We start from the raw sequence: 1,239 nt of genomic DNA, 5'->3' as shown, positions 1-1,239 counted from the left end.
ACTCCATCAAATAGTGATTAATCAGCGTAAGTGGCACCAGCAATGGGATAGTGCCTTCACGGAAATCGTTGATTTGTCGTGACAGCTCTTGCTTATGAGTGCTGCTTAGTTGCTTCTTAAAGTAACCTTGTAAGTGCTGAAGTGTGTTAGCGTGCGTACCACGGTTAGCATGGTGTTGCAGTGCCGTCATTAGCCCCTCAATGTAGCGTTTAGCCAGCGCATTGATCTCTAGATCACTTTCACCCAATAGTTGGCCGAGTTCTTTGTAGCCTTCAACGTGGTGACACATAACTAGGTATTTGTGAGCGCTGTGGAACTGAATCAACTTGTGCTTAGTGATGCCTTCATCAACCAAGTCGAGCCATTTCTGGTACGTAAACACACGAGTCATGAAGTTTTCGCGAAGAATTGGGTCGTTCAAACGGCCGTTCTCTTCGATCGGCAACAATGGGTTATGATCCATTAGCTGCTTGGTAAACATACCAATGCCTGTCGATTCTGAGCCGCGACCATGATGGTGATAGACCTTCACACGTTCCATACCGCAGGTGGTGCTTTTTTGACACACACTAAAGCCTGCAATGTGCTCGTTATTTTTTGCGTAGTTTTGCCCATATTCGATCAGCTCATTAGTAACGTCACCGGTGCCATCTGGACGAGACACATGGATGACATCGTCTAGCATTCTGGTTTGACGAATCGTTGGGCGAGGCGTTGGAAGCCCCACTCCCATTTCCGGACACACTGGCTCTAACTCAACATAGTCAGCCAGATCGTCAGTACAGAAACGAGAGCGTTTATGACCTGTATCGAATCTAACCTTGTGTCCTGCAACACAAGCGCTGATACCGATTTTTATTTTTTTGTCCATAGGTCAAATCCTTATAAACATTACTCAAGACGTTGTATATAGGATGGTATGTTTATTAATGTTTTTCAATCACTAATAAATGAACTTGCCAATTGGGTTAAACAACTGACTCACACCTTTCGTAAAGTATAGAGCATCGCTTGAAACCGTTAGGCACACACACCCTTCCTTAGTAAAAGGTTGGTGCGTATGTTCACCATCTAACCAGATAAAATCGCCCTTATGATATTCACCCATCTCGTCTTCAAAACTGCCTTCTAAAAGCAAGGTAATCTCAAAGCCTTTGTGGGTGTGGCAAGGCACGGCGCCTTCTTTATCGATGTGCAGAAGGCTAGTGTGATGCTCACCATCTTCAAAGTCGAGACGCG

The 1,239-nt window shown here is 45.0% G+C and carries 2 protein-coding genes; both read right to left on the bottom strand.

Annotated features, from left to right (window positions below; translation table 11 throughout):
- Nucleotides 1-871, bottom strand: an 871-nt coding sequence (locus KIV40_RS31825; RefSeq protein ID WP_285353321.1) for a DUF1722 domain-containing protein, incomplete at its 3' end; no start/stop codon positions are given.
- A 72-nt stretch (nt 872-943) separates the two neighbouring features.
- On the bottom strand, nt 944-1,239 hold a 296-nt coding region (locus KIV40_RS31820), incomplete at its 5' end, for a cupin domain-containing protein (RefSeq protein WP_285353319.1).

Source organism: Vibrio sp. D173a (assembly GCF_030248475.1).
This window is presented reverse-complemented; position numbering and strand designations above follow the sequence as displayed.